28 protein-coding genes and 1 pseudogene are annotated in these 24,746 nt (G+C 36.8%); 18 read left to right on the top strand and 11 right to left on the bottom strand.

Annotation, left to right across the window (positions count from 1 at the left end; translation table 11 throughout):
• Positions 1-12 precede the first annotated feature (12 nt).
• Positions 13-963 carry a Bgr_08870 family protein gene (locus V4B18_RS06960; protein ID WP_455475513.1) on the top strand — a complete coding sequence of 317 codons (951 nt, stop codon included), beginning with the start codon at positions 13-15 and terminating at the stop codon, positions 961-963.
• A gap of 79 nt (positions 964-1,042) precedes the next feature.
• On the opposite strand, the gene V4B18_RS06955 is transcribed toward V4B18_RS06960, so the two are convergent.
• Positions 1,043-1,441, bottom strand: a complete 399-nt coding sequence (locus V4B18_RS06955) for a hypothetical protein (RefSeq protein WP_455475704.1) — start codon at positions 1,439-1,441, stop codon at positions 1,043-1,045.
• Positions 1,422-1,673, bottom strand: coding sequence for a type II toxin-antitoxin system Phd/YefM family antitoxin (locus V4B18_RS06950; RefSeq protein WP_455475703.1), 252 nt, complete (start codon positions 1,671-1,673; stop codon positions 1,422-1,424). The genes V4B18_RS06955 and V4B18_RS06950 overlap by 20 nt, the downstream gene beginning before the upstream one ends.
• A 137-nt stretch (positions 1,674-1,810) precedes the next feature.
• Here V4B18_RS06950 and V4B18_RS06945 point away from each other — a divergent pair, with 137 nt between their 5' ends.
• The 8 genes from V4B18_RS06945 to V4B18_RS06910 are packed head-to-tail and all read left to right on the top strand — an operon-like array spanning position 1,811 to position 7,964.
• Complete coding sequence (locus V4B18_RS06945; protein WP_455475510.1) at positions 1,811-3,202, top strand: phage tail sheath subtilisin-like domain-containing protein; 1,392 nt, start codon at positions 1,811-1,813, stop codon at positions 3,200-3,202.
• Entirely contained in the window at positions 3,202-3,708 is a 507-nt protein-coding gene (locus tag V4B18_RS06940) for a phage major tail tube protein (RefSeq protein WP_455475509.1), read from the top strand. Before V4B18_RS06945 ends, V4B18_RS06940 begins: the two co-directional genes overlap by 1 nt.
• A 2-nt stretch (positions 3,709-3,710) precedes the next feature.
• Positions 3,711-3,995, top strand: a complete 285-nt coding sequence (locus V4B18_RS06935; RefSeq protein WP_455475508.1) for a phage tail assembly protein — start codon at positions 3,711-3,713, stop codon at positions 3,993-3,995.
• Positions 3,944-4,123 (top strand): GpE family phage tail protein, encoded by a 180-nt coding sequence (locus V4B18_RS06930; protein WP_455476547.1) that lies wholly within the window; start codon positions 3,944-3,946, stop codon positions 4,121-4,123. Before V4B18_RS06935 ends, V4B18_RS06930 begins: the two co-directional genes overlap by 52 nt.
• Complete coding sequence (locus V4B18_RS06925; protein WP_455475702.1) at positions 4,104-6,041, top strand: phage tail tape measure protein; 1,938 nt, start codon at positions 4,104-4,106, stop codon at positions 6,039-6,041. The genes V4B18_RS06930 and V4B18_RS06925 overlap by 20 nt, the downstream gene beginning before the upstream one ends.
• A gap of 5 nt (positions 6,042-6,046) precedes the next feature.
• On the top strand, positions 6,047-6,436 hold the full coding sequence (locus V4B18_RS06920; protein WP_455475506.1) for a phage tail protein: 390 nt from the start codon (positions 6,047-6,049) through the stop codon (positions 6,434-6,436).
• Positions 6,433-6,657 carry a tail protein X gene (locus V4B18_RS06915; RefSeq protein ID WP_455475505.1) on the top strand — a complete coding sequence of 75 codons (225 nt, stop codon included), beginning with the start codon at positions 6,433-6,435 and terminating at the stop codon, positions 6,655-6,657. The genes V4B18_RS06920 and V4B18_RS06915 overlap by 4 nt, the downstream gene beginning before the upstream one ends.
• Positions 6,654-7,964 (top strand): phage late control D family protein, encoded by a 1,311-nt coding sequence (locus tag V4B18_RS06910; RefSeq protein WP_455475701.1) that lies wholly within the window; start codon positions 6,654-6,656, stop codon positions 7,962-7,964. Before V4B18_RS06915 ends, V4B18_RS06910 begins: the two co-directional genes overlap by 4 nt.
• 26 nt (positions 7,965-7,990) lie before the next feature.
• On the opposite strand, the gene V4B18_RS06905 is transcribed toward V4B18_RS06910, so the two are convergent.
• Positions 7,991-8,314 carry a type II toxin-antitoxin system PemK/MazF family toxin gene (locus tag V4B18_RS06905; RefSeq protein ID WP_455476557.1) on the bottom strand — a complete coding sequence of 108 codons (324 nt, stop codon included), beginning with the start codon at positions 8,312-8,314 and terminating at the stop codon, positions 7,991-7,993.
• On the bottom strand, positions 8,314-8,538 hold the full coding sequence (locus V4B18_RS06900; RefSeq protein WP_455475700.1) for an antitoxin MazE family protein: 225 nt from the start codon (positions 8,536-8,538) through the stop codon (positions 8,314-8,316). The genes V4B18_RS06905 and V4B18_RS06900 overlap by 1 nt, the downstream gene beginning before the upstream one ends.
• Positions 8,539-9,053: 515 nt before the next feature.
• On the opposite strand from V4B18_RS06900, the gene V4B18_RS06895 reads away from it, so the two are divergent.
• The 5 genes from V4B18_RS06895 to V4B18_RS06875 all read left to right on the top strand — a co-directional run bounded on the left by V4B18_RS06895 (position 9,054) and on the right by V4B18_RS06875 (position 11,387).
• Positions 9,054-9,779 carry a phage antirepressor KilAC domain-containing protein gene (locus tag V4B18_RS06895; protein WP_455475699.1) on the top strand — a complete coding sequence of 242 codons (726 nt, stop codon included), beginning with the start codon at positions 9,054-9,056 and terminating at the stop codon, positions 9,777-9,779.
• Entirely contained in the window at positions 9,776-10,045 is a 270-nt protein-coding gene (locus V4B18_RS06890; RefSeq protein WP_455475698.1) for a hypothetical protein, read from the top strand. Before V4B18_RS06895 ends, V4B18_RS06890 begins: the two co-directional genes overlap by 4 nt.
• Before the next feature lie 108 nt (positions 10,046-10,153).
• Positions 10,154-10,816: a lysozyme gene (locus V4B18_RS06885; protein WP_455475697.1), complete on the top strand. Its 663-nt coding sequence runs from the start codon at positions 10,154-10,156 to the stop codon at positions 10,814-10,816.
• Positions 10,813-11,040, top strand: a complete 228-nt coding sequence (locus tag V4B18_RS06880) for a hypothetical protein (protein ID WP_455475696.1) — start codon at positions 10,813-10,815, stop codon at positions 11,038-11,040. Before V4B18_RS06885 ends, V4B18_RS06880 begins: the two co-directional genes overlap by 4 nt.
• 128 nt (positions 11,041-11,168) lie before the next feature.
• Positions 11,169-11,387, top strand: coding sequence for a hypothetical protein (locus tag V4B18_RS06875; protein ID WP_455475695.1), 219 nt, complete (start codon positions 11,169-11,171; stop codon positions 11,385-11,387).
• 178 nt (positions 11,388-11,565) lie between these two features.
• Here V4B18_RS06875 and V4B18_RS06870 read toward each other — a convergent pair whose 3' ends face one another.
• From V4B18_RS06870 to V4B18_RS06840, 7 genes and pseudogenes are all read right to left on the bottom strand, one after another.
• Positions 11,566-12,426, bottom strand: coding sequence for a DNA adenine methylase (locus V4B18_RS06870; protein WP_455475694.1), 861 nt, complete (start codon positions 12,424-12,426; stop codon positions 11,566-11,568).
• 2 nt (positions 12,427-12,428) lie between these two features.
• Positions 12,429-13,265: a type II restriction endonuclease gene (locus tag V4B18_RS06865; protein WP_455475693.1), complete on the bottom strand. Its 837-nt coding sequence runs from the start codon at positions 13,263-13,265 to the stop codon at positions 12,429-12,431.
• 1,188 nt (positions 13,266-14,453) lie between these two features.
• Positions 14,454-14,757 (bottom strand): annotated as a pseudogene (locus tag V4B18_RS06860) (tyrosine-type recombinase/integrase); the annotation flags it as partial.
• Between the two features lie 1,526 nt (positions 14,758-16,283).
• A complete protein-coding gene (locus V4B18_RS06855) occupies positions 16,284-17,066 on the bottom strand; it encodes a DUF1499 domain-containing protein (RefSeq protein WP_455475692.1) in 783 nt (260 codons plus the stop codon).
• A gap of 520 nt (positions 17,067-17,586) precedes the next feature.
• Complete coding sequence (locus V4B18_RS06850) at positions 17,587-18,126, bottom strand: DUF1254 domain-containing protein (protein WP_455475691.1); 540 nt, start codon at positions 18,124-18,126, stop codon at positions 17,587-17,589.
• A complete protein-coding gene (locus V4B18_RS06845) occupies positions 18,119-18,715 on the bottom strand; it encodes a DUF1214 domain-containing protein (protein WP_455475690.1) in 597 nt (198 codons plus the stop codon). The genes V4B18_RS06850 and V4B18_RS06845 overlap by 8 nt, the downstream gene beginning before the upstream one ends.
• Before the next feature lie 17 nt (positions 18,716-18,732).
• Positions 18,733-20,883 (bottom strand): transglycosylase domain-containing protein, encoded by a 2,151-nt coding sequence (locus tag V4B18_RS06840; protein ID WP_455475689.1) that lies wholly within the window; start codon positions 20,881-20,883, stop codon positions 18,733-18,735.
• A 341-nt stretch (positions 20,884-21,224) separates the two neighbouring features.
• On the opposite strand from V4B18_RS06840, the gene V4B18_RS06835 reads away from it, so the two are divergent.
• From V4B18_RS06835 to V4B18_RS06820, 4 genes are all read left to right on the top strand, one after another.
• Positions 21,225-21,461, top strand: a complete 237-nt coding sequence (locus tag V4B18_RS06835; RefSeq protein WP_455475688.1) for a hypothetical protein — start codon at positions 21,225-21,227, stop codon at positions 21,459-21,461.
• A gap of 23 nt (positions 21,462-21,484) precedes the next feature.
• The gene (locus V4B18_RS06830; RefSeq protein ID WP_455475687.1) at positions 21,485-22,150 is read left to right on the top strand and encodes a response regulator transcription factor; all 666 of its coding nucleotides are present in this window, start codon (positions 21,485-21,487) and stop codon (positions 22,148-22,150) included.
• Positions 22,150-23,565 carry an ATP-binding protein gene (locus tag V4B18_RS06825; RefSeq protein ID WP_455475686.1) on the top strand — a complete coding sequence of 472 codons (1,416 nt, stop codon included), beginning with the start codon at positions 22,150-22,152 and terminating at the stop codon, positions 23,563-23,565. Before V4B18_RS06830 ends, V4B18_RS06825 begins: the two co-directional genes overlap by 1 nt.
• Before the next feature lie 294 nt (positions 23,566-23,859).
• Positions 23,860-24,615 (top strand): tetratricopeptide repeat protein, encoded by a 756-nt coding sequence (locus V4B18_RS06820; RefSeq protein ID WP_455475685.1) that lies wholly within the window; start codon positions 23,860-23,862, stop codon positions 24,613-24,615.
• Positions 24,616-24,746: the final 131 nt, after the last annotated feature.

Here is a 24,746-nt window from a genome sequence, read left to right as displayed (position 1 = left end):
TTGGAGAAAAAGATGGCAAAAACAAAAAAGTTAGAGATGGAATTGCCTCAAGAAGGTCGTTTTATCAGTTCTGAATTTCCAATTTTGCGTGAAAACCTCACAAAAATTGACCAAGCCATTGCGGATATTGAAGAACAAGCAAACGAAAAAGCACCTTCACAACATATACATATGATAAGCGATGTTACAGGTCTTGAGACAGCTCTCAAAGACAAGATGCCTGCGGAGAAAAGTTTTGCACTCTCTGAGTTAGCAGATGTCGAAGGTGCACAAGATGCGGCTAATAATTATGTTCTCTACAAGTCAAGCAATAATCGTTTTACTTTTGGTAGTGCTAAATCGCTGTTGGGGGCGCACCAACATAAAATGGAAGATATTGTTGGACTTGAGGAGACTTATTCCACAAAGGATGAAGCTGCTGCGGCACTTCAGGAAATCTATGATGACATTCAGCAAAAAATGAAGGCAATTTTTCCCGCTGGATTCATTGCTACATTTGCCATGCAGAAAGTGCCAAGTGGTTGGCTTTTATGTGATGGTGCGACCTATGAGCGCAAAGATTATCCGCAATTATTTGAGGCAATAGGGGATCAATGGGGAGCCGACAGTGAGACAACCTTTAAAGTTCCTGATTTTAGAGGAATGTTTTTACGTGGCTTTGATGATGGTCGTGGTTTAGACCTAGAAAGAGATTTTGCAACCGAACAAAAAGACAGCATAAAATCGCATACGCATGCTTGCACCATTGAAGAGGCAGGCGAGCATACACACAAGTTTTATTATTGGGACACTTCTAGAGGAGCTGGTTCAATAGGTGGTAGGAATCCTGCTTTTGGTAATTTTAAAAACTCAGGAATAACAGAACTTAGTGGTGCCCACACGCATAAAATCACCCTTTCTTCAACGGGTGAAGTAGAAACACGACCTGTGAATGCAACGGTTGTTTATGCCATCAAATCATGAGGTTTTCGGATAATGGATCAGGCTTTCCAGCAAGATGTTAAACTGTTGGTGCACGTGTTTTTAATTATGCGTGAGTGATTCAATGTCTAGAAACTTTTCCAAGTGGTTTTATTGCTTTAACTTCCTTAATTTTAAGTGCAATTTTACGCAGGAAGGCACGGCTAAAACATCCTTGTGGTTTCAAATCTTCAAAATCAAAAACAGCACCACAAGGAATAACATTAAATTCATCAACACGCACCCAAGATGGTTTTTGTAAGCCCACACGCTTACATTCTATCTCAGGTATTTTTAAGCTAAATTGCAAAGTATGGGGTTCTTGAGAAGTAATCGGAAACAAAAAAAGATGGCTTTCAGTTTTAACCATTACACAAGCAGGACGCGCTTTCCGTCCTGAATGTTCTCCATTTTGCGCTTGTGTATGCCACAAATAATAATATCGAACAACATCACCTGCTTTAAACATGTTCATCGCCATTTAAAATATCATCTAAACCACGATCTAAGTCGTCTAATATATCCTTAGGTGCATCTGTATAGACAAAAGATTGTGCAGCAGAACGAGGTTTTATTAATTCATTATATAAATTGATGGGAAGCATGATGATCTTTTCACGTCCTCGTTTCGTTAAAGCTACAGGCGTAGACATAGCTTCATCTAAAATATTGCCTGCGCCACGGTTCACATCTGTAAAACTGTATTTTTTCATACTCTGTGCCTCTCTAAATACCCATACTACATAATATACGTATATTATGTATATTGTCAAATTGTTCTCAAGAGCAGCACTTCACCCCTTATTTTTCCCATTCATTAAATTAGCCAATTATTAAAAGGAGCATAGAAATGGCAGCAGGTTTTTTGCACGGCGTTGAAGTTATCGAGTCCGATGACGGTACGCGCTCACTTCGTACGGCTCAATCAGCCGTTATCGGGATTGTGGGGACTGCACCCGATGCGGATGCACAAGCATTTCCGCTCAATACACCAGTTTTGGTGTCAGGATCACTCTTACAAGCAGCCAAACTTGATAAAATAGGCAAGCGACGCGGGACTTTGCCAAATGCTCTTGATCTGATTTTCAAGCAAGTGGGTGCCATTGTTGTTGTCGTACGGGTGGAGGAAGGCGATAACGAACACACAACATTGGCTAATGTTCTTGGTGGTGTCAATGCCAATGGTGCTTATGAAGGTGTCCATGCTTTGATTGGAGCGCAATCACTTCTTGGGCAAACGCCACGTATTTTGGTCGCTCCAGGCTTTACACATAAGCGTCCTGTAACCCTTAGCAAAATTAACGTTACGAACCAAGGTAGCGGTTATAGCCAAGCGACGGTTAAAATTGCAGGTGGAGCGAAGGCAGAGGCGATTATTTCAGACGGGAAAATCACCTCTGTTGTCATCAAAGAGCATGGTCTTGATTACCAAACTGCACCAAGTGTAACAATTGAAGGTGACGGAACTGGTGCTACAGCTATAGCTGAAACCAAAGCAACCTCTAATCCTGTAGCAGCAGAGCTTCTTGGTATCGCTGAACGTCTGCGTGCTATTGTGGTGATTGATGCACCAAACACAATGGATGAAGCAGCTTTGTCTGTGGCAAAGGATTTTGATTCAAAGCGCGCTATCATCATTGATCCTTTTGTGCATGTGAATCGTAATGGAAACATCTCAGAAGAGCCTGCAAGTGCAGCATTTGCAGGTGTTATAGCCAAAACAGATTTCACGCATGGTTTCTGGCATTCTCCTTCAAATAAAGTCATCAATGGAATTGTTGGTGTCGCGCGCCCGATTGATTTTTCCATTGGGGACAGATCTAGCCGTGCCAATCTTCTCAATGAACAAAACATCACAACCATTATCCGCGAAAACGGTTATCGCTTATGGGGAAACCGCACGCTTTCAAGTGATACAAAATTTGCTTTTTTATCGGTGGTGAGAACTGCGGATATGATTAACGATGCCATTTTGCGTGGGCATCTGTGGGCTGTCGATAGGAATATCAAAACAACCTACCTGAGCGATGTCAGCGAAAGCGTCAATGCCTATTTGCGCGATTTAAAAGCACAAGGGGCAATTCTTGGAGGGCGCTGCGCCCCTGATACAGAGCTTAATACAGCAAGTGCTATCGAAGACGGCAAAGTTTATTTCAATGTTGAATTTACACCGACAACACCAGCAGAACACATCACTTTCCGTTCACGCATTACCAATGATTATTTAGAGGAGATTGCTTGATGGCTGTACCAATTTTACCGCGGATTTTGAAATATTTTAACATTTATGTCGATGGCATTCCTTATCAGGCAAAGTGTGAAAGCGTGACTTTGCCGAATTTGAACCTCGTTGTTGAAAGTTACCGTGGCGGCGGCATGGATGTGCCCATTGAGCTTGATCTGGGACTTGAGGTTTTAACACTGACCATGACCATTTCTGATTGTTCTCCAGAGCTTATGACGCAATTGGGACGGTCTGATGTTGACATCTCCTTGCGAAGTTCGATGCAAGCGCAAGGTACACCAGCAGAAGGGGTGGTCATCACCATGCGAGGGCTTTGCAAAGGTTTTGAAATGGCAGAATGGCAGCCAAGCAGTAAAGCAACGTCTACAGCGACATTCACATTGCATTACTTCAAATATGTTCAGAAGGACGTTGAGGTTGTCGAGATCGATGCGATCAACATGGTCAGAAAATTCAATGGTGTCGATCAATTAGCAAAACACAGAGAACTTTTAGGATTATAAAAATGGCAACACAACCAAGCATGACCCATCAATTACTTGTTCCCGTTAAATTTGAAGGAAAAGAACATACAGAAATCACTTTACGGCGTGCGAAAACAAAGGATTTGCAAGCGATTGATAAAAAGGAAGGGATCGAGCAAACGATAGCAATGATCGCGCGTCTTTCTGAATGGCCATATGAAGCGGTTGGAGAACTGGATATTGAAGATTTGTCGAGCATTGGAGAGATTTTAGAATCTTTTATCAAGCGGCGGGATACCTCGACTGGGAGACCGCCGCTAAACTGATAGCAGATATAGCGATCGTTTTTCATTGGCCACTGTCAGACATGCTGGAAATGGAACCGCAAGAGTTAATCTTTTGGCGAAAAAAAGCCGCAGAAAGGTATAAACAAAATGAGCAAAAAAGTTGCTGACGCAAAGGTAAGATTAACGCTTGAGGATAAAATCACCGCACCTCTTAAGCGTGTGCAGAAGCAGTTTAAAGAGTTGTCAGAGAAATTATCGCATAAGTTGGGTGTGCCTCGCTTTTCTGCTGCGGTAACAAAGATGACGGCAAGTCTTAAGGGTGTTCAAAGTGCCCTTGGCACAGCGGCAAGTCGCACAGCGGTCTTTTCTGGTGCTTTAGGAATTGCTGGTGGTGGTTTGGTGGCAAGTTTGAGTGCTGTCACTATGAAAACCATGCATATGGGGGATAGTCTTTACCATGCGTCGCGGCATTTAGGCATGAGTGTTGCAGCACTTCAATTATGGGGTGATGCAGCGGATAATTCGGGGACTTCTGCTGAACTCTTTCAACAATCTTTAGCGGTGCTAAATAGGCGTTCTGCACAAGCATATGCAGGGCAAAGAAGAGGTATTATGGGATTTGAGGCACTTGGCATTTCTGTCAAAGATGCTTCAGGGAAGCTTAAATCAAATTTAGTTTTGTTGGAAGAAATTACCGACAAGATGAGCAAGATGCACAATCAAGCACAAAGACAACAGATTGCGGCTCTGCTTTTTGGTGGGGATGGCAAGGAAATGGCTACCATGCTGTCGCAAGGCATGGAGCCCATCAAAGAGCTTTTTGCAAAGGCAAGAAAGGGGAAATGGCTTATAGGGGCAGATGTTGCACAGTATGCAGCAGATTTAAGTGATAAGCTTGGTGCTTTTAAGAAAAAAATAGGTGGGGTTGCTAGTTTTATCGGGGCGCGTTTCATGCCTGTTATGAACGATCTGATTGATGCCTTTTCCGTATTGATTGATGAAAACCGAGAACTCATTCAAACAACGGTTACGCAATGGGCAAAATCCTTAAAACAAGTGCTTAAAGATCTATGGGATCCTGCTTCCGATTTAAGAAAGAATATTGCTAATATTACAGAAAGGATTAAAGGCTGGTTTAAGTGGATGGAGCCGCTGATTGGTGAAATAACCCTCTTGAAGATTGGTCTTGTTGCACTTGGTTCTTTTATTTTTGGGCCACTCATTGCATCACTAGCTGCACTTGGAGCAGCGTTTGTTACGCTTGGTTTTGCTATAGCAACGACACCTATAGGCTGGATAATCGCCGCAATAGCAGCACTTGCGATTTCTTGGTATTTTTTTTACAAGAATTGGGATCAGGTCATTGAATATCTTGATCATTTTTTTGACTCTATTACCAGCAGTGTTGGTAACTTTTCACGCGCTTTGCTTGCGTTATTCATACCAGGCGTAAACGGAATTTTCTTGCTCGTGACTGCGGGGTATTTTCTTTATAAGCATTGGAATAAAATCATAACGTCTCTTGGTGCGTTATGGAACTTTTTTGCAAATATAATCAGCGGATTTATTAATTGGTTTTGTGGGCTTAGTTTGGTCAAAGCAGGCGCTAACCTGATTAGCGGACTTTTGGATGGCATAAAAAGCGCATGGCAGACGATGTCCGATTGGCTTGACGGTGCGGTTAAAAAATTGACGAGCTGGATGCCAAATTGGATGCAACAAAAGCTAGGTTTTAGCGCTACAATCAACGAAAATTCAACTGAGACTATTAAAAATCTTACTGAAGAAACTGGTGCACGCGTAAAGAGAATAGCCGATGCAACAGTTGTTACCAATACTCCACCTAAACAACAAAACAGTAATCACTCAATTGAAACGACAAAAATAAAAGCTGAAGCTGTTAACATTTCTGAACCAATCATGGTTCATAAGCCTTCTGAAATAGATGCTTCTATCACGATTAGCAATTTGAATATTTCGGGAGGAAGTGGCTCTCCTAATGACATTCATGCTGCTGTTAATCAAGCTCTTGAACGTCATGCTAGACAACAACGCTTGGCGATAGCTTCGAGCTTTTCGGATTAATTGCCATGATGTTAGCTTTGGGAAATTTTATTTTTTCGGTGGAAACGGCAGCTTATCAAAAACTTGATCTGTTGTACGATATTCCATGGGTTGAGCAGGGGCGATTGGGGAGAAAAGCTGCACTGCAATTGCCAGCTGTTGCCAATGCAGAATTTTCTTTAACAGGTGTGGTGTATCCAGACTTTAAAGGTGGGTCTGGACAGATAGAACAACTGCGAAAAATGGCACATAACGGTGCGCATATCCTTGTGACGGGACAGGGGAGGATTTTAGGGAAGTTTGTCATTCTTTCTGTTGAGGAAAAGCAAAGCTTTTTCCATAAAAACGGCACTCCCAAGAAACAAGAATTTACCGTGAAATTAAAAGAATACGGAGAAGATGGAGGGGGTTGGTGAGTGATCTTTACATCACAGAAGAAGGCGATATGGTTGATGCCATTTGCTGGAAATATTATCCCAAGGGTCAGCAAGCCCTTGCTGTTGAACGTGTTTATGCTGCGAACCACGGTCTTGCAAATTATGGCGCTCTGTTAAAAGCAGGCATAACAATCATTTTGCCTTCACTCCCTTATCCTAAAGCCACACCAGTGATTAGAATCTGGGGGAGCAAATCATGAAGCCTTTTTGTAAGATTACGGCAAATGGTGAAGACATTACCAACTCTTTAATGGATTATGTTTTGTCGATTGAAATCACCGATGAAGCAGAAGAGAAAAGCGATCGTGTTACCATAGAGCTTGATGATCGTGCACGGGAAAATGACAATGGCTTTCTTGATATTCCTTTGATTGGAACAGTGATTTCTCTCACTCTTGGTTATGAAGGGGGAGTCGTGCGAGATATGGGCACTTACTTGATTGATGAAATATCGGTAAGCAGCCCTCCACAAAGCTTAAGTGTTACAGGGCGTGCGGCTTCAATGAACACTTCCTACAGAACACCCAAAAGCCAGTCTTATCATCAAACAACATTGGGCAACATTATCCAAGAGATAGCAAAACGCAATGGCTATACAGCAAAGGTTGATCCCACGTTAGCAAAGATTGTTGTGCGTCACATTGACCAAACAGCGGAAAGTGATATGGCTTTTGCTGCACGCCTTGCGGCAGAATATGATGCTGTTGCAAAGCCTGTTGATGGCAAACTTGTGCTTGCCAAGCGTGGGTTTGGTAAAGCTATAACAGGTGAGCTACTTCCTATTGTTTTCATCAGTGAACAAATGTGTAGCTCTTGGGATTTTAAGTACAGCGCACGTGAGGAAGCAGGTGCAGCCAATGGCTTAGAAATAGATGTGGGGAACGATCAAAAAGCGGCTGCCAATGCACGAGCACCAGAAGAAATTGGGGAAGATGAAAACTTTATCCATATGGATGAAGGAGAGACAAAAGAAAACTCTACATCACCAAATCTAAAAGAAACAGAACAAACACCTGAACAAGAGGAAGAGAAAAAGGGTGGTGTTCTTGCTGCTTATTATGATTTACGCAGTGGTGAGAAAAAAGAGGTCAAAGTTGGGAATGCACCCTTTCATGAATTAAAATATACCTATCATAATCAATCAGAAGCTGTTGCAGCCATTGCTGCTTATCGTAATAAATCATCACGTGGGAAATCATCCTTTTCGTGTAGCATGGGTGGCAATCCCCTGATCCAAGCAGAAGCAAAGCTTATTCAAGAACCGCCTTTCCGACCTTATATTCCAGCAGAATGGCGGATCAAAAGCGTTAAGCACAAACTTGATAAAACTGGCGGTTACACCACAAACATAGAATGCGAGCTCTTTAATAAAGCACAGGAAGATCCAGCAGGGAATATTGCTAATACAACACCAGACAAAGATGACATCATCGATCCCAACGCTCCATCTGATGCGTCATATGGTGAAGGAGAGGATGTTATTCATATGGATAAGGAAGATAGATGAGTAAAATCAGCAAAAATATTATGATATTATTTTACTATTCCTAAAAATACAGCCAAACAACGTTCAATTTCTAGCATTTCCTTTGCTTGAAGAGAGCCAAAAATGGAGCTCATTTTGTCACACCTTACCGTCATAATCTTATCAATCATTACCTGCGAAGGCTTTTGCAAACCATTTTTAGCGTTTGGCTGAATTGTAATGCGGAGTAATGGCGCATCAACAAGTGTACTTGTAATTGGTAAAACCGTCATGCTCGTATGCTCACTAAATTGATTAGCTTGAATGATCAATGCAGGTCTTGGTTTACCAAAGTCACCTTGTACCGCTATTGTTACTAGAGAACCACGCATCATTCTGTCCAGCCATCAACATCCATTAAAGATTGATCCATAAACAACTGTATTGATGCATCAGCTTGATCCATTTTTGCTACTAAGCGGGATTGACGACGACATTCTTCTGCAAAATTTGATTGGCGTGTATCTGGAACCCAAATTTGCATTAAGCGTAGTCCCGCTTTTCTTTGTGTATTGCGATGTTTGCGAACTCGTTCATTCACGTGCATTGTGCCCATAATAAAATCTCCATCATGTTTCATGTAACGTATAACACAAAAAAAGGTTACATGAAACGAAATTTTTAATATACGCGATAATTACAATTTTAGATTCACAATGTAAGCTGCTTGTTAACGCTTATATTTTCTACATTATATAAAAGAGTGATTAAAACATTAAGCGGGGAAGTCCTTTTTGCTGCGTGGTTTTATAGATCTAATTTAAAAGCAAATATGATTGCGTGAATTTTACTCATTGACAATATGTCAGAAATATGTCTACTATTGATTCAGGTGCCTAACAAACACCTTAAATCGATAGCGGATAGATTGCCGATACAGTCTTCTTTTCCGCACATTAAAGGCTTTGACTCATTGTATGTCTGTGACATATAGTGACATCGTCGGGTGTAGTTACGTTATACAATACCCTTTATGGGAAAGGCGTGACGACGGACTATCGACCGTGTTTGTTAGCGCCCGACACTCCCCTAGAGCGTCATTAACAAACATCTAATCGATAGGAGTTCATCATGAACACTTTCATGAAAATTACAGAAAGCACTAACAATGCTGCGGTTCAGACTATGTCTAGCCGTGAGATTGCAGAATTGTGTGATAAACAACATGCACATGTGATGCGTGATATTCGAAAAATGCTTGAGGAACTTAACCAATCCAAATTTGGATCGGTTGATTTTAGCGGTACTTACGTTGATGGAAAAGGTGAAATACGCTCTTGTTACCACCTTCCCAAGCGTGAATGTCTTATCTTGGTTTCAGGTTATAGCACTACATTGCGAGCTAAGATAGTTGACCGGTGGCAAGAATTGGAGAAGCAAGTATCCGCACCACAGATTGATTATTCGGATCCACGCACGATACTTGGCGTTATCACCCATATGCAAGAGGAGTTGCAAAATAAAGACGCGTTGATTGAACAACAAACCCCTAAGGTTATAGCTTATGACCACTTAACCCGTGCTGAGGGCACCATGTGCATCACAGATACCGCTAAAATGCTTGAAATACGTCCGAAAGATCTATTTGGCTACATGAAGCAAAAACGTTGGATATATAAGCGCGTGGGTACATCTGAATTTGTACCCTATCAGGATAAGATACAACAGGGGCTTATGGATTGCGCAACGAATGTGTTTAGAAGAGATGATGGCAGCGAAAAAGTTTCTGTTCAGGCACGTGTTACAGCAAAAGGCTTGGCATACTTGAGAGAAGAAATCCATGGGGGTGTACAATGAAGACTGATATCGACTCTTTGTGTGATTTGTGGATAGCGTTGTTTAAGCTTTGTGATGGTATTAAAGACGAAGACTGTAATGCCATAGCTAATACCATGAGTGTAGTAGAAAAAGCTTTGGTTTCAAAGATCAAGAAAGATGCGCATATCCTTAAGCTTTTAGCGGTTCTTACAGACTTTGGAGATTCAGAGTTTCCTCGTGGTATCGATTCTTTGTTGAAGGCATATGATCCAAGTTTAGAAAACCCACTTAAAAAAGTGGCTTAACCCTTATCAATGAGTCTTATCTCTTCCCGTTATTAAAGACGGGAAAATGAATTTTAAATATGTCAATCAGCTCCGCGTTTTGCGGGGCTTTTTTTATGGAGGGAAGCAATGCGAAAAATATCGAAAGAAGGGCTTATGCTCATTAAGCAATGGGAAGGACTGCGATTACAGTCTTATCAGGATGCTATTGGTGTATGGACAATTGGTTATGGCCATACCAACGCTGCTGGAGAACCTTTGGTGCGTAAAGGTATGAGTATCACTGAAAAAGTGGCAGAGGATATTTTATTTCAAGATTTAAAACAATTTGAGAAGGTTGTTGAGCAAGCAGTCGTTGTTCCTTTAACCGATGAGCAATTCGCAGCGTTAGTCTCCTTTTGTTATAATGTAGGAACGACAGCATTTTGCAATTCGACATTGCTCAGAAAGCTGAATAAAGGGGATTATGAAGCAGTGCCATTTGAATTACAGAGATGGACGAAAGCAGGGGGAAAGCGTTTGCAAGGTCTTGTTAATCGCCGTGCAGCAGAAGCAGGGTTATGGGCGCGGGGCTCTTATGTTTGTTCAAACTATCAGGCAGTAGAAACAAAAGAACCAACAGGTCTTTTCAAAATAGAAGCTTTAGCACCGATTATAGGTTCTTTTTCTGGGCTTGGAGGTTTGGTCGCGGGGAATGGTCCAGTTCAATGGGCTTTGGCAGTCATTATGGTTATAGCTGCTTGTACTGGAATTGTGCTTGTCGCTAAACGTTTTCATGAGCAACGTCTATGATCTGGCGTATGAAGAAAAATCTGCTACTCATTATGGCAGCTTTGGCTGCTTTTTTTATGGCTTTAGCGAAAGCTTTTTACCTTGGAAAAAATGCTGAGCAACAAAAGCAAATAAAGAAAGCGCTAAAAGCAGCAACAACACGGCTTGAGGTAGAAAATGAGATTAATAAGAAAAGTGACACTGATGTGCGTGTTGAGCTTTCTCACTGGGTGCGTGACAAATGAACATGTCTCTTGTGTTGGTTGGATGCCCATTCACTTGAGTAAGCAAGATGTTACGGCAATTAGCTCAACTTTAGCAAGAGACATTTTAAAGCATAACCAGCAAGGGGAACGTTTGTGTGGGTGGAAGTATGGCCAGAAGAAAAACTGAAAAAGTTACAGAACTTACAGATGCAGAAAAAGAGATGCTTCAAGAGATGATAGTGACCTATCAAAGTGTAAAAATGATGTCTCGTTTCATGAAGTGGATCGTGCTCATCATCTTTCTATTTATTCTTGAATTTGCGCGTCTCATAGAAGCAATGGACAGTATCTTTGCACATCTAAAGCAGTGGTTTTCAAAAAATTGAAAATAAAGGCTGTATTTGCGCTGCTCTGAAAAGGATAAGGCTATTTTTCTTTTACTTGGATAATATGAAAAAAAATATTTTAAAAGACAGTATTGATAGAGTTTTAACTTACTTTGATTATGTTCATTTATATTTTTAGTTATATGTTTATATCGTGAAATGATAATTTTTTTTCTCATCAGTTGTTATTTTTAGCAACATTAGTATGCGAAAAATTTTTTATAATTGCTTCCATCATTGTGTTTCTGTTAGATTCTTTTGCACCCACGTGATAAAAATGTTCTTTGCTATGAATCTCGAAGTTACACCACAGGCTTTGAATATATTGATTTTTGCGATAGCTGTTGTAACTCCAAGTTGATAAAATGAATTTTGATTGGTTTTTGGATAGTAAATCGTACAGCTTTCGTTCATTATCTTCATTCCAAGAGTTAAAATAATCAACATGGCGATCGATGTAAGGTGGATCACAATAAATAATGTCCTTGTTAGTCGCTAAGCTAATAGTTTTTTCAAATTCTTGACAGATAAATTGAAATCGTTTCTTTTCGATTATTTGAGATATATTATCAACTTGATTTACAATTTTTGTTATGTACGATTTAGCGAACCGATTTGGTTTATGGCAGAAAGGAATATTAAATTTGCCGTTGCGATTAAATCGAATCATACCATTAAATCCAGCTCGATTTAAAAATAAAAAATCTAGCGGTTCATGGTAGTTATTAAATCTATTTCGAACGAAATAATAATGCTCTTCACCCTTACTCAGTAAAGATTGGCCTTCTTTTTCAAGGTATTTTCTAACCAAACATGGTGTGATACTTTTATTTTGTATAGATTGGTAAAAGTTAATTAAATGTGGATTAGTATCACACAGCAGAGCGTTTTGGGGCGCAAGATTAAATGCAACGACTCCAGTTCCCATAAATGGCTCAATCCAAATACCATTAAAATTATGCGGGACATATTCGGCGATCCAAGGCACTAATTTCGTTTTAATACCTTGCGATTTAATTGGAGGGATACATATTTTCAATTTTACCTCCTGTCATTGTTATTTTTAGCAACAATTAAATCAATATTTCCTTGACGGTAAATAACAAAATCCTTTAAATTACTAATAGTTTGAATGTTTCCATTGTCTGTTTTTATTTTAATTTTATTATAGTTTATCCAGTAATCATCAAACCAGTTTTCCCCTAATTTCGAAAACGTGCCATTACCATTAATAATATCCTCAATATTATTAATGCTTCCAATATTAGCTGTATTACCACTGCCGCTTTTATCACTGGCAATTCTCCACTTCTCTACGACAAAAAATTGAAAATTGCTAATAACAGATGCAATAGAGTATAATTGTTCTAATTTAAAAATTTTAATTTCGTCAATATTATTTGATATTGTCCTATCGTAAATGATTCCTAGGCAGTAGTGCCCTAAGTAGCTACTATAAGGGAATTGGATGTTTTTATTACTACTTCTATCAGTGAAATAAGTACCATGAGATCCTAGTGTAAAACCATTGCATAAATGCGGTTTTTTAGGAATGCGGTAAGTGGTCTTAAAATCAACAGCAAACTTTACATTTGCATTTTTCATTGAAACAAAAGAGATGTCAGGATAATAGTTCTGGTGCTTAGCTAAAACAATATTATATCTATTTTGTTCGGCAAATTTTAACAACAAAGGAAAGATGTGAATTTCCAAAATTTTGGATACAATTTTAGTATCAGTAGAAATAGTGTAAATGTTTTTATCTGTATCAATAAATCCCTTGATAGACCATTTTCCGTTTTTATCGCTTATATTGTATTGAATATTCTGGACAAATATTTTTAATGACTCTTCAAAGTGTTGTTTAATTGTTATCATTATTGTACCTTAAATCACTATTTTATTTAAAATCACAAGATTAATTTTTTTTTAATTGCCGATTACTTTATAATGCGCATCTGAAAAGCTATATTTTAAGCATTCGGTCTAAAACAGTTTGCTTTGTATACTTAATAAACAATCTATATTAATGTGTAATTGCCGAAGGTGCTTTATAATGTTTTTATGTTTAGTCCCATGCCTACTTATTCAATATGAAGTGAATGTAAAGGTGTGTTTACTGCTGAAAAAAAAATTTTACAATTATTATTTTTTGTGATTTTAGTCACTTTAAACAACAGCATTTTTAATGCTTATTTGTATCAGCAGTATTAATTTTCGGTGTAATTTATTGCAATTTAGTGATGAAATCATTGTGCCTTGGTTGTAGATGTAATAAAATTGCTTGCATGTTAATTAGCAGATTCTACAAGTTATTTTCTCAGCATGATTGGATTTTTGGTGGATTGTTGTATAGGCTATGGATAGTGCTTGCGTTGTCGATGCTATTTAAAATAATAGAAAAATTAGTGAGTTTGACTGTAATTTTTGAGTAACTTAAAATTTTGATAAATGTCATTTTATTGATAGTTGATGGAGAAAAAACTACTCAAAGTATTAGGTTTATTTGCGCCTTTGTAACTTGCATTAAAATAAAATCAATTGTTGGTTCGTTTACTAGAAAATTTGTTCAGAACAATTTTGGTGTCTCATTCTGATGAAAGTAATATTTGGGCGTGATTATGCTATTTTTAAGTTTTGTACGGTTAATTATAAAGGTAAATATTGCAACAATGTAGGCGTTAGAAAAGCTGCTTTAAGTGGACATATTAAGGAAGAAAAACAAGCAATGTCTTTCAGTTACATTAGAAATATTACTGTCTTATCAAGAAATTACCTGATAACAATTTGGCGTTTCAAATAATGCTATTGCCAAAAAGTTGTTCATCACAAATTGCGATTTATAGAGGCAAGAGATACGTTTAAAAATCCTATTCCCTAACCATATTTTTCAATCCCGAACCATTATAAAATATGAATAAAATCAATATGTTATTGCTTTAAAATTTAAGATTCGAGTTCAGGTACCCCAGCCATAATTTAGTGAAATTAGTGATTTAAATATAAGCTTAAGGAGTCTGGGGTTCTTTGAGTTCATTAAGTTGTTTTTTCCTATTATGAATCTGTTTATAGTTTTTTTATTGCCTTTATTGCAAGGCGCTTTCTATCAGCTATTTTGTATAGAGTGATGCCACATTGTCTGTCTGTTCAGCTAAAAAGCGCTTTCATTTACAAAACTTTAGCTGAACGTTTTGCTACTAATTTTTTTAATCTTATACGGTTTTTTTATTTTTGCCGCATTACATGGGTCATGAAATAAACAGGTTTCTAAAACTTTCTTGAACCAGCTTATTTTCAGTTTTTTATAAATAAATGTTTCATTACCAATCGATCTTATTTCAAGTGTTTCTGTGAATTCAGGTAAAATCGGAAAAGAGGTACTATTGTTGTTGAATTCAAACCAAAAGCGAAAGCACTTGATAATTTAAAAATTCTTATGGTCAATTTAATTTTATAGAAGCAGTGAGAGTTTTAGAAGTGCAATAAAAGGATTTAATTGATTACTTGCATAGAAATGATAAGATTCAGCGATGTGCCTCAAGAGTATATTGTTATTTTATCAGGACAAGATAAAGAAAGGATCCATGATTGCCTTACGAACATTATTAAAAGATTCGATGACGCAAAAAAGTTTTTCTTTCAACAAAAATTACGATAAAATACTTAGCATATTTGAGAGAATAAATCCACAGAAGTGTGTAATGAAACTTAGTATAGATTCTTTATATAATTGTGGATGGTATTGTATCAGTTTTGCAATAGTGATGATATTCAGGGTAAGGAGTGTAATACTTTAGTTAATATCATGAATGTGATGGAAAAAGCTTTGATTTAAAACTTTCAGGAAGAAGTTCCGTATGTTGTTAAGATCTTAGCAATCCTTACAGATTTTGGAAATTTAGAATTTCTTTGGATTTTAGATCCTTTATTGAAAAATTATAATCCTAGTAAAGCGGTTTTAGCCTTATGTTTTCTTATCGCTAAAGATGGAAAAATAAACAGAAATTATTAATAGCATTGAAAATGATATTTTAAAAAATTTTTAAAGTATCATTTAAGATTCTAATTTTTATTTGTATTATTGTTACTATTATTTTTACTCTAATAACAATTTTTAAAAACTTATCCAATATCCTTTTTTAGAATATAAAAACAATAGTAAAAAAATAGTTTTAAAGTTCAGATGCACAATTTGCAGCTCAAAAGGCAAAAATTGGATTGTAGTTTAACAATTTCGATCACCTAGAAGGTTGGAGAAGAAAAAATGGCACTTATAATCCAAATAGATTCTAATTAAAAGATTAAGAAGCTATCCAGCTTTTATCCATATTCCGGTTAAAGTAGTATGTAGATAAGTCAAAATGCGCTTTTATATAGTGCTATAGTGATGGCGAGCTGTGGTACTGATATTAGTATTTGAATTACTCGATATTATGAGTTTAAGCAAAAAGTGGATGAAGTATTTGAGGTTAAAAAAGACGGAAAATGCATTGCATCGTTTTCTAGAGTGCAAAAAACTACCCATTATAATTGATTGCCCAGCAAAGGTTCTTATTAGAAAGTTAGAAAAAACCACATATCTTTGAAGTGGATTTTACATAAGTTTTTTGTGTAAAAGCGTTAAAAATGATACACACATATAGAAGACAAGTCCCTATCTTATTTGCCATTGTAATCAAAAAATCAGAAAACAAACAAATCAGTTAATTTTTCAAGTCAAAAGAAAAAAAATGCCTGAATAAATACGCAAGTATACTCATTTTTTTCAAAAACATCAATTCCTGAATTTCTCTTGAATTGAAATGATACAAAACAAGCGATTTTAGATCTTACGACGACTTTTTATTGAGTAAACAAAATAGCATAAAATGCAATATCGCATTTTTTAAACTTTCATTAGTTATTTTCAAAAAGCGGAAGTGAAGCTATTTCTGTATCAAGTGCATTCATGAAATCTATAATAAAAGCGGCGTTTGTTCCAAAATCTCTTGGCACGTAACGCGAAGCAGAACGCATATCAACAAAAGTTGTATCTCCTTCATTTGTTAAACGAATCACAATGTCTGAAATAAAGCCAAGATAAAAAGTTTTTGCTATTGTTTCAATATAGAGTGCATCTTCTTTATCTTTAAATTTCCGCTCGGACAGAATAGGCCAACCATAAGCGGCTAAAACATTAAGAACTGACTCTCGAATATGGTCAGGGGAGCCATCATAACGACGTCCTGACATTTCTGGCCATTTCGATATTTGCAATGTTTCTTGTTCAATCAAGACATTTTTTAATGGTAGAGCGTTATTGGGACGAATGGTACGAAAAAAAGATGGTGGTTCCTGTGTGTCAGTAGAGACATCATAAATAGCTGGTAGTGTAAACCATAATCCTAAAAGTAATATTAATGGTGTGGCGGTTATCAATGAATAAATAATACCTCTTAAAGCTTTCATTCCACCTCGAGCGCCATACATCCATAAGCTGTAAAGCGCTTTTATAGCAAGAAAGAGGGAAACAACGATAAGGCAAGCGGAAATTGTTATCAAAATCATGAAATCAGTGACATAAATCATGGAAAAGCGCTGTAGAAGTATTGAAAATAACAAAATCAAAAACGCTAATCCGCCAAAACGGGGAGACCATACCGCTGCTCTTGAAGTTAACCGGACATATCTTTTTTTCATTAAGCTCTCTTTTCCTCAACAACAAAATTACAAACGAAGCTTTTTTTAAGTTTCATATTTTACAAAGGTAAAGCACTTATTTGAGGGATCAAGAATGCTTTGTGCCACATCAATTTTCAGTATTTATCTTAGTTAATTTATGCGAGAAATTACGATCTCTTTTGTAAACTGATCACGCAATTAATTGAATTTTATGAAAAATGGTTAAGTATGAATTCAGTTTAGGTGATAAATTCTGTGATTTATGCGGGCGTACTTGTTCAAAACTTTTATGTTTATTCACGTTCATTTTTATAATCGATAGTGCTGATTTGTTTTTGGTGTCTGTTTCTATAAAAATTTGTGCTTTTGTAATTGTTATGTAGCTTATTTTCATAATTTTTACTTTAGTAGAAATTGCAATAAGATCTATATCTTAATTTTGATTTTAGTTGATTGAGTTTACATTTCATTATTCTATATATTTTTATTCGCTTTTATGGAAATAAGAAAGCTATAGAAGCAAAGATCGATATAATTATTATCCATTGAATCTGCGACAGGTTGCAGATGAAAGGAAAGCTTCACTTTCTTCTTTTACAATTGGAGAAGGAGAAAAGATGCGTAAGACAGCGAAGCCTTTATTTAAATCTTTAGCAACTAAAACTGAATTGGTATTATTCCTAGGCTTTGATTTCTTGAGTTCTATGATTTGTCTGGGTTTTCCGATGATAAGGTCAAGCGTAGCATTAGGAGCTGTTTGGTCATTGAGACTGTAAAAAATAATTCCATTGCGTGTGTAAACTAATAGCGACCAAAATTGTGTCGTTTTCAAAGCCTTTAAATGGACAGGACCATTATCGAGGTCAAATCTACAAAGGTTAAGAAGAAAAAGCGGATCAGCGGACTGGTGAATAGGATCATTAACATCTACGTCGGCAAATTGATAATAATTTTCCGGCTTTTTAAATCGCTCCCATATATTGTTTTGTGTATAATAGGGAATGAAAAATAAAATACAAATGTGAGTAATGATAGCACCGATGCCTATAAGAAGGCCAATGTGAATGAATTTAGTCACAGTTTCTTTGTCCTGATGAAATTTTTTCTACAGATGGCATGGTGAGTTCTTGCAATATAGTTGAAGAGATAATTGGGGTATCATATAAAGTTATAATAAGCCCAAATTTTTTTTGACTAATTGTTGCAAGCCAATTGCCAGCTTGCGGTTTTGGAGAAATGTTGACGCGGAATGAGCCGTCACTTTCGTAGATAATGTTATCGGTGTAAAGTTCAAAAGGTATTTTTTGGGATAAAGTATAGGGTTTAAGGGATTTGTCAGCTGTATAAAGAGTAAAGAGGCGGGTTTCAGGAATGTGTCCTTTTAACAAATAATCACAATGAGAGGATAATGGGTGTCCGTGACTGTCTTTCCAAATTTGGAAAACGAGACCTTCTGTACGTCCGAGTGAAATATCACCTCGTTTTGTAGCACGTGCTCGGGTATAGGGATCAGTTTCTGTTATGTCCACTTGCGGATAAGCGCTCCATTTTCCAATTGTGAATTGTCCAAAACTATTGAAAGAATTGAGCATATAATTAACACTAAATATTCCACATAAAATGGAAGAAGAAAAGATTAAAAAAGAAAGAGCAATATTAAGCAACATGATAAAATATCTCAAATTTAAAATGCAGAAGCTTTAATAGTTTTCGTTCTTAAAAATATTGCAGACGGATTGTTTAGATCTCTATAAATTAGTTTTACAATATTTAATGTTTCAGGTGAAAGAGTGTGGGGTATTTGAAGCGGAAATACAGACGTATCGTTAGAAGAAAGTGTTTTTGACTGATAAGGAAGAATAGAATTTTTGACGCCATAGAGCTGTTTGATCATTATATTCTGATGTGCGTAGAGCATAATATTATGCCATATCATAGCAGGAACGACACCACCAAAAGCGCGATTCATTGGTGAAAAATCATCATTGCCCATCCATACAGCTCCAGTATAATTTCCAGTAAAGCCAACAAACCATGCATCACGATAGGCTTGTGATGTACCAGTTTTCCCAGCAACAAGAGTCATAGGGAGAGCAGCGCGTTTACCAGATCCTCGTGTTGTAACACCAACCATCATTTGATTCATATACGCTGCTGATTGTTTGCTTATAACCCGATGTGGTTTATTTCTATCATTCTTCCAATCCCATATAACATGACCTTCTGTTGTGCTAATTTGCGTAAAGCCATGGCGATTCCCAGCCATGCCTCCATTGGCAAAGACGTTAAAGCCGGTTGCTTGATCCATTGGTGTCATGTTGGATGTTCCAAGAACCATTGTTTTATGTGACAAAATATGAGCAGTAATACCCATATTTTTGATCAAATTTATAATTGGTCGAATATCATGATTAAGATATTGACGTGTAATATAGACAGGTACTGTATTGATAGAAAAGGCTAAAGCAGTTGCTAAATCAATTTTTCCGAGATAACGACCAGAATTATTTTTTGGTGACCACCCCCCCCAATTAATGGGGGCATCTAAGACTATCGTTGAAGGGGATAGACCACGCTCTACTGCAGCTGCATACACGTAAGGTTTGAATGAAGAGCCAGGTTGCCGTCCACCCTGTGTTGCTCTGTTAAATTGGCTTTTGCTATAATCTAGTCCTCCAACAATTGCACGTACGGCTCCATCATTGTCAAGAATGACAGCGGCTGCTTGTGTTGCTCGATATTGTGGACCATATTGATGTAAATAATACGCGATTGATTTTTCCGCCACTTTTTGAATATATGGATCAAGAGTGGTTTGAACGATCAAGGTATGGCTTGGCAATTTGTCACTAATTTTTTTGACTTCGCTGAATGCCCAATCAATAAAATAATCAGGCTGATTATTTTTTATTTTTACAATAGTTGTGGCAGGATGGTGATAGGCATTAATAATTTGGCTATCTGTCATAAATTTGCTATTAACAAGGTTAAAAAGCACCACATTGGCGCGTGTTTGAGCAGCAAGCAGATTGTTGTGAGGAGCGTATTTAGTTGGAGCTTTGAAGAGACCTGCCAACATAGCGGATTCATTAAGGGATACATTGCGTATGTTTTTCCCAAAATAGAATTTTGCTGCTGCTGCAATACCAAAATTGCTTCCTCCCATGTATGCTCGGTCAAGATAAAGTTGTAAGATCTGTTTTTTGCTGAAATTTGCTTCTAGCCAAAGAGCAAGATAAGCTTCTTTAATTTTGCGCGTTATGGTTCTTTCATTTGTTAAAAACAAGTTCTTAGCCAGTTGTTGCGTAATGGTTGAACCACCTTGAACGACACCTCCTGCTTGCATATTCTGCAAAATTGCCCGTGTAAGGCCGTACAAATCAATTCCCCAATGATTAAAAAAGCGACGATCCTCTGTCGCTAAAACCGCTTTAATGACATAATCAGGCATTTTTTCAATAGGAACAGATACAGCTGATAAAGCACCGCGATTGCCTATAGGATTTCCATAGCGGTCTAGAAAAAGGATGGAAAAATTTTTAGACGAATCCCAATCTTTTTTTGTCAATTCAAAAACAGAAATTCCAACAGTCGTAAAAAGAGTAAAACCAATCAATCCTAATGTGAGTGCTTCATCAAAAACTTCGATTATAAATCGTTTCCATCCTCTTATATGGAAACATTGTGAAATGATTTTTGCCTTACTCCAGAAAAAACTGTTAATAGAGCGGAGACGATAAAATATTGTATCTAACCATGCATCTAATTCAATGAGTGCAGGACTATGGAATGGCTTATTGTGTTGTGCTTTCTTTTTTTTAAAAAAATCAAACATTTTAAATAGCCTATAACAAAGTGATACAACCAAATAAATTTATAATTATTATATGGAGTACAAGTATTTTTTTGCTATAGTTTTTAAAAATAAAGTTTTTTATTTAAAGATTACGATAATTTATTTTGATATTTTGTGTATTAATCTTTATTAATTTTTTATTTTTCTATGAAAAAATATTTTACAATATTTAAACTATTTTATTTAAAATTAATAAAAAATTTAATAATACTTATTATTTAATTGCACAAAGGGTAGGTTATTCTCTGTGTATAATTTTTGAATAGATAGAAAAAAGAATATTCATTTTATATTCATCTAAAATAGATTATAAAATATCTATGATAGAAAAAGTTTTCTCATTTATAATTATAACAATTTTACTAGGCGCAAATTCTGTTTTGGCTTCTGAATGTGTTGAAGTCGGTAGGAATGTTGCTGAAAAGCAAAGAGGAGTGTTAGTACGTTCGACTCACACTGTTCAGGATGGAAGAGATATGTGTGTTGTTGTTATTGTCGTACCAGCCCATGATGGTAAAAAGTTGCGCCGTATTGAGATTTCCGTTCCTGCTTATTAATATAATGCTTGGCAGGTATTATAATGCGTATTTTAATTGTTGAAGATGATCGGAATCTCAATCATCAATTAGTGGAAGCTGTAAAAAGTGCAGGGTACGTTTCGGATAGTGCTTTTGATGGTGAAGAAGCTTATTTTTTAGGAAGTACAGAGTCTTACGATGCTGTAATTCTCGATATCGGTTTACCGCGTCTAGATGGAATTAGTGTTATTGAAAAATGGCGCCAAGAAGGATATCTCATGCCCATTTTAATATTAACAGCGCGAGATCGTTGGTCTGATAAGGTACTGGGTATTGATGCAGGTGCTGACGATTATGTTGTTAAGCCGTTTCATTTGGAAGAAGTTATGGCACGGTTGCGGGCGTTAATTCGCCGCGCTACAGGCCATGCGACAAGCATGTTACGCTGCGGCGATGTTTTATTAGATACTAAGACTTCTCGTGTCTTTGTTAATGATAAGCTGATTAAATTAACCTCACATGAACTTAGGCTTCTCTCGTATCTTATGCATCATAGTGATAGGGTGGTTTCAAGGACGGAGCTTATTGAACACTTATATGATCAGGATTTTGATAAAGATTCGAATACGATTGAAGTTTTTGTAAGAAGATTGCGTAAAAAGCTTGGGGTAGATTTAATTGAAACTATTCGCGGAATGGGATATCGTGCAAGAGCACTAGGTGATTAATGACAGTTCTAAAAAACAGTATCTGGCTGAGAAGAATATTTTTTTTCGTTGGTAAATCTCTCAGCTTACGCGTTATGATTTTGTCAACAGTATGGGTCGTTATTTCACTTTCATCGATTTCTGCAGTTAGTGTTTTGTTTTATCAACGCTCAAGTGAGCAAAGTCTGAAACGTATCCTTGCTGCTCAGCTTTATAGTCTTATTGCAACAGTGACTGTGTCACCTGATGGGAATTTGAAAGGAGGAGAGCTTGGGATTAATGATATTCGTTATTCAGATCCAACGTCGGGTTGGTATTGGGAAGTTGTTGCACTTTCACCTAATTTACAAGGGAGACTGACATCTCCATCATTGGGAACTGGAGAAATATTTTCATCAAGCGATGTTGATATACCTTTTGACAACAAATTTTTTCGATTTTATCGGATAAATGGAACGAATGATCAGAATTTACAAGTAATTGAGAGTGATGTTGTTCTTGATGAACAGAATCATATTGCGCGTTTTCGTCTTGTTGGAAATATTGATGAAGTGCATGCACAAGTGCAGCAATTTAAGCAAATTTTGCAAATTTTTCTTTGGAGTTTTGGTATAGGCAGTGTTCTTATCAACATTGCTATTATTTTTTTTAGTTTTCAACCATTGAAGCTTATCCGACAAGCATTGAATGATATTCGCGAGGGTAAAGTTAAATACGTAAATACGGACTTAGTCAGTGAAGTTATGCCGTTAGTACAAGAAATGAATGCTCTTATTGATAATAATCAGCGAATTATTGAACGGTTTCGAACGCAAGTTGGTAATCTTGCACATTCATTGAAGACGCCTTTATCAGTTATTATGAATGAGGCTGATAAGATGCGCGGAGAACAGGCTGTTTTATTAAGAGAGCAAACAAAAATGATGCAAGCTCAAATAAATCACTATTTGCAACGTGCTCGGATTGCAGCACAATGCGACAGTGTCATTTATCACACGTCTGTTCGCAGGGTAGTTGATCGCTTAGTGCGGGTTATGGAAAAGCTTAATCCTGAGAAACAATTTCAATTTATCATGGATGCTGATGATATTATTTTTTCCGGTGAAAAGGAAGATTTAGAAGAAGTTGTGGGTAATTTAATTGAGAATGCCGCCCAGTGGTCTCATACAAAAATTTTGATCTCTTGTTGTTTGGAAGAAAATGTTGAGGAAGCAGAATTTTTTAGTGTCATTGTAGAAGATGATGGTTCTGGTTTAACAGAAGAACAAATTGGTGAAGCCTTTAAAAGAGGGCATCGGTTTGATGAAAGCAAGCCAGGAACAGGTCTTGGGTTAGCGATTGTTGCAGATATGGTCAACGAATATGGTGGAAATTTTTTCTTATCACGTTCTGATTTAGGTGGGCTATACGCAAAAATTTTATTACCAAGACGATAAGCATATTTTCCTTTTCTAACAGTGAAAATATGTTAAAGTGTGTAAAATAGAGAGGCACTTTCATATATAATATTCAGAGTAGAAATTATTTTATGTCTGGTTGAAATATAAAAAAGCTTTATTTTGTGTCTTTATAATGTATTAAAAAAATTGATAATAAAGTTTACGAAGTCATACTTCTAATTTCCATCCATACAAAAATAATTTTTAAATGTTTTTTATTAGCTCTTTAGGGAATGAAGGGATAGAATGACGAAGTACGCTTTTTGATTTTCATATTGGCATCAAAGTGATATGTTATTATTAGTTTTGGCTATAATTTTTCTTCTATTTTTGGCGATTATTCTTTTTTTTCGCTGTGGTTTAGCTGTAGACAAAAGAAAAGAGAAACAACTTTCTGCTGTTAATATTTATAGAAATCGTATGCATTTTGCTGTGTTTAACAAAGTTTCCACGCATTTTAAAAAGAGACATATTCTTAGAGCTTCTAGTGTTTTATTTGTTTTTCTTATGACATGGAGCATTTATAGTTTTACGGGTAATCCGAAAACTAAAAGTTATTTTTTTAACGAATTCATGAGCAAAGATCCAAAGGCACTTAATAAGCATGAGCAGCTTGTTCGTCTGCAAGTGCTTTTTTTACGCACACCTAATGATGGCAAATTAGCAGATATGCTGGCAGTAAGGTACCTTGAGGAAGGTTATTTTCAGGATGCAGTGAATATTTATTTAGATGCGCTTCGTCTAAATGGAGAATCAGCTCCAAGACTTGTGGGGTATGGTTTAGCATTGGTTGGTTATGAGGGCGGAATAATTACACAAGAAGCGCAAAGTGCTTTTCAGAAAGCTGCGGATTTAGCGCCAGAAGATTTTTATTCTCGTTTATTGTTAGCGGATGCGCTCCGTCAAGAAAGGAAATCTGTACAGGCAATGCAATTCTTACAAAATTTTCTTGATACAATGCCTAAAGATTTTGCAGGGCGATCGCATGTTGAAGCAATGATCATTCAGCTACGTGATTCATCTAATAGAATATTCAAAAAGTGGTGATGGCTAGTTTATGACTAATAAATCAAAAATCATTGGGAAGATGAAAGATATTGGATAAAAGTTGCACTTATACGCAATATGTGCGAAGCTCTTTAAAGGATAGAACATATCATAATAATTTAGCGCTTATA

The organism is Bartonella sp. B17 (assembly GCF_053795755.1).
This window is presented reverse-complemented; position numbering and strand designations above follow the sequence as displayed.

Coding starts and splice junctions, on each gene's coding strand:
- V4B18_RS06960 (WP_455475513.1), top strand. CDS start 13: ATGGCAAAAACAAAAAAGTTAGAGATGGAATTGCCTCAAGAAGGTCGT.
- V4B18_RS06955 (WP_455475704.1), bottom strand. CDS start 1,441: ATGGCGATGAACATGTTTAAAGCAGGTGATGTTGTTCGATATTATTAT.
- V4B18_RS06950 (WP_455475703.1), bottom strand. CDS start 1,673: ATGAAAAAATACAGTTTTACAGATGTGAACCGTGGCGCAGGCAATATT.
- V4B18_RS06945 (WP_455475510.1), top strand. CDS start 1,811: ATGGCAGCAGGTTTTTTGCACGGCGTTGAAGTTATCGAGTCCGATGAC.
- V4B18_RS06940 (WP_455475509.1), top strand. CDS start 3,202: ATGGCTGTACCAATTTTACCGCGGATTTTGAAATATTTTAACATTTAT.
- V4B18_RS06935 (WP_455475508.1), top strand. CDS start 3,711: ATGGCAACACAACCAAGCATGACCCATCAATTACTTGTTCCCGTTAAA.
- V4B18_RS06925 (WP_455475702.1), top strand. CDS start 4,104: ATGAGCAAAAAAGTTGCTGACGCAAAGGTAAGATTAACGCTTGAGGAT.
- V4B18_RS06920 (WP_455475506.1), top strand. CDS start 6,047: ATGATGTTAGCTTTGGGAAATTTTATTTTTTCGGTGGAAACGGCAGCT.
- V4B18_RS06910 (WP_455475701.1), top strand. CDS start 6,654: ATGAAGCCTTTTTGTAAGATTACGGCAAATGGTGAAGACATTACCAAC.
- V4B18_RS06905 (WP_455476557.1), bottom strand. CDS start 8,314: ATGCGTGGTTCTCTAGTAACAATAGCGGTACAAGGTGACTTTGGTAAA.
- V4B18_RS06900 (WP_455475700.1), bottom strand. CDS start 8,538: ATGGGCACAATGCACGTGAATGAACGAGTTCGCAAACATCGCAATACA.
- V4B18_RS06895 (WP_455475699.1), top strand. CDS start 9,054: ATGAACACTTTCATGAAAATTACAGAAAGCACTAACAATGCTGCGGTT.
- V4B18_RS06890 (WP_455475698.1), top strand. CDS start 9,776: ATGAAGACTGATATCGACTCTTTGTGTGATTTGTGGATAGCGTTGTTT.
- V4B18_RS06885 (WP_455475697.1), top strand. CDS start 10,154: ATGCGAAAAATATCGAAAGAAGGGCTTATGCTCATTAAGCAATGGGAA.
- V4B18_RS06880 (WP_455475696.1), top strand. CDS start 10,813: ATGATCTGGCGTATGAAGAAAAATCTGCTACTCATTATGGCAGCTTTG.
- V4B18_RS06875 (WP_455475695.1), top strand. CDS start 11,169: ATGGCCAGAAGAAAAACTGAAAAAGTTACAGAACTTACAGATGCAGAA.
- V4B18_RS06865 (WP_455475693.1), bottom strand. CDS start 13,265: ATGATAACAATTAAACAACACTTTGAAGAGTCATTAAAAATATTTGTC.
- V4B18_RS06855 (WP_455475692.1), bottom strand. CDS start 17,066: ATGAAAAAAAGATATGTCCGGTTAACTTCAAGAGCAGCGGTATGGTCT.
- V4B18_RS06845 (WP_455475690.1), bottom strand. CDS start 18,715: ATGTTGCTTAATATTGCTCTTTCTTTTTTAATCTTTTCTTCTTCCATT.
- V4B18_RS06840 (WP_455475689.1), bottom strand. CDS start 20,883: ATGTTTGATTTTTTTAAAAAAAAGAAAGCACAACACAATAAGCCATTC.
- V4B18_RS06835 (WP_455475688.1), top strand. CDS start 21,225: ATGATAGAAAAAGTTTTCTCATTTATAATTATAACAATTTTACTAGGC.
- V4B18_RS06830 (WP_455475687.1), top strand. CDS start 21,485: ATGCGTATTTTAATTGTTGAAGATGATCGGAATCTCAATCATCAATTA.
- V4B18_RS06825 (WP_455475686.1), top strand. CDS start 22,150: ATGACAGTTCTAAAAAACAGTATCTGGCTGAGAAGAATATTTTTTTTC.
- V4B18_RS06820 (WP_455475685.1), top strand. CDS start 23,860: ATGTTATTATTAGTTTTGGCTATAATTTTTCTTCTATTTTTGGCGATT.